The 1976-nt window shown below is 72.3% G+C and carries 3 protein-coding genes; 2 read left to right on the top strand and 1 reads right to left on the bottom strand.

All coding sequences use genetic code 11. From position 1 onward, the window contains the following. The coding region (locus CCN33_RS28550; protein WP_208621935.1) for a ThiF family adenylyltransferase at positions 1 to 625 on the bottom strand (625 nt) is incomplete at its 3' end. Between the two features lie 247 nt (positions 626 to 872). Between CCN33_RS28550 and CCN33_RS28545 the strand changes: the two genes are divergently transcribed. Both CCN33_RS28545 and CCN33_RS28540 read left to right on the top strand, forming a co-directional pair. Next, a complete protein-coding gene (locus CCN33_RS28545) occupies positions 873 to 1451 on the top strand; it encodes a M48 metallopeptidase family protein (RefSeq protein WP_086696296.1) in 579 nt (192 codons plus the stop codon). Positions 1452 to 1562: 111 nt separating this feature from the next. Further along, positions 1563 to 1976, top strand: a 414-nt coding sequence (locus CCN33_RS28540) for a TerD family protein (protein ID WP_140394718.1), incomplete at its 3' end; no start/stop codon positions are given.

Genomic DNA, 1976 nt, shown 5'->3' with positions numbered 1-1976 from the left:
GTCTGCCGTGGCGGGTCCGGCGCGGGGGGCGGTCCGGTGCCGCACGGCGCACCGCCGTCCGCGCGGCCTCGTCCCGCCGCTCGCCCGCCGCCTCCGCCGGCAGCCCGCCCGGCGCCACGTCCCACGGCTGCACCCGGCCCACGTCCCGGACATCGACCTCCCCGACCCCCGCCCCGGACAGGAGCGTCGCGACCACGGACCCCACCCGGCCCGCACCGAGCACCCGCACCCGCAGGGCACGCCGGGCGGCGAGGCGGGTGAGCGCGCCGCCCGGCTCCGCCGTGGTCAGCGACAGCGAGGCGAGGTCGGGACGCAGCCGCTCCAGCGCCTCCCCTCTCTCCCGCAGCGCGGTCGCGGCTGCCGAACAGTCCCGTGTGTCGTCGAGCAGCCCGGCCCGGCCCAGCCGGCCCACCAGCCGGTCGGCGTGGCCGTCGGGCAGATCCAGCCGCCGGGCCTCCTCCCGCAGTAACGCCACGTCACGGGTGCCGTCGAGCAGTTCCAGGAAGCTGCCCGTGGCCAGGTCCACCGGACCCAGAGTGATCGCGTGCGCGGGGGTCATCCCGAACTGCACGGTGCCGAGATCGCGCCAGCCGCGGCGCAGTGCGGGCTTCACCATCGGATGCATGACGGGCCCCCGTCTCCCAGGTCTCGCGCACACCCGGCCGGGCATGCGTCCTTCTGCCTCTCGTACGTCGGCCGAGCCGGTCCTGCTCGTTCCGACGACTGCCAGCATGGCCGGGCCCCGGAATCCGTGCCGAAAGTTGTCCACAGGCACGAGCTGATCGTCGTACAAGCTGCCCACGGGTCCGGCGTCCACGGACCGCTGTCCACAGGCCCGGCCCGCTGTCCGCGCCGACGGGTACCTTCGAGACGTGCCCACCGAACCGACCGAACAGAAGCCGCCCGCCGCGCACGGCCCCGTCGAGGTCAGGCGGAGCGATCGCCGCCGCCGGACCGTCTCCGCCTACCGCGAGGGCGACCGCACCATCGTGCTGATCCCCGCCCGTATGTCCAAGGCGGAGGAGCGGCGCTGGGTCACCGCCATGCTCGACCGGCTCGCCGCCAAGGAGGCGAGGCGGAGCGTGCCCGGCGGCGACACCGAACTGACCGAGCGCGCCGGGCGGCTGTCCGAGCGGTATTTCGAGGGCCGGGCGCGGCCCGACTCGGTGCGCTGGGTGACCAACCAGAACACCCGCTGGGGCTCGTGCACCCCTGCGGAGGGCACCATCAGGCTCTCGCACCGGCTGCGGGGGATGCCCGAGTACGTGGTCGACTACGTGCTCTGTCACGAGCTGGCGCATCTGCTGGTGCCCGGTCATGGGCCGGACTTCTGGCGGCTGTTGGAGGCGTACCCGCGCACCGAGCGGGCGCGTGGCTATCTGGAGGGCGTGGCCGCCACCGCACGGACGCCGGATGTGCCACCTGATGTGACGGACGACGAGGAGGTGTGAGGTCCGGGCCGCGGTTCTGTACCGGGTCTGTACCGGCTGAGGCCGATGTCGGTATTTGCGGTTAGCCTGACGCGACGTAACTGCTTTCGGGACGGGGGACGGACGTAACGCATGTCCAGGGAATTCCAACGCGGCCACAAGGCCCGGATCAGTGACCTCACCGCGGGTACGGATCTGTACGTGGGCGTGCAGATCTCCGCTCCCGGACTGACCTTCGACATAAGCTGCTTCGGCCTCGACGCCGACGAACGGCTCTCCGACGACCGGTACTTCGTCTTCTTCAACCAGCCGAAGTCACCCGAGGAGTCCATCCAGCTGCTGGGCCCCCAGGCGGGCGACACCGAGTCGTTCCGGGTCACGCTGGACCGGATTCCGGCCGGCATCCACAAGCTGTCCTTCACCGCGACCATCGACGGCGACGGTCAGATGTCCCGGATCGCCCCCGGATATCTGCGGATCGTGGCGGGCGGTGAGGAGGTCGCGCGGTACTCCTTCACCGGCGCGGAGTTCACCACCGAGCGGGCC

Origin of the sequence: Streptomyces recifensis (genome assembly GCF_002154615.1) — a bacterium.
GTDB classification, from domain to species: domain Bacteria; phylum Actinomycetota; class Actinomycetes; order Streptomycetales; family Streptomycetaceae; genus Streptomyces; species Streptomyces griseoluteus.
The sequence above is the reverse complement of the archived record's forward strand: the minus strand, read 5'-3'. Positions and strand labels throughout refer to the sequence as shown.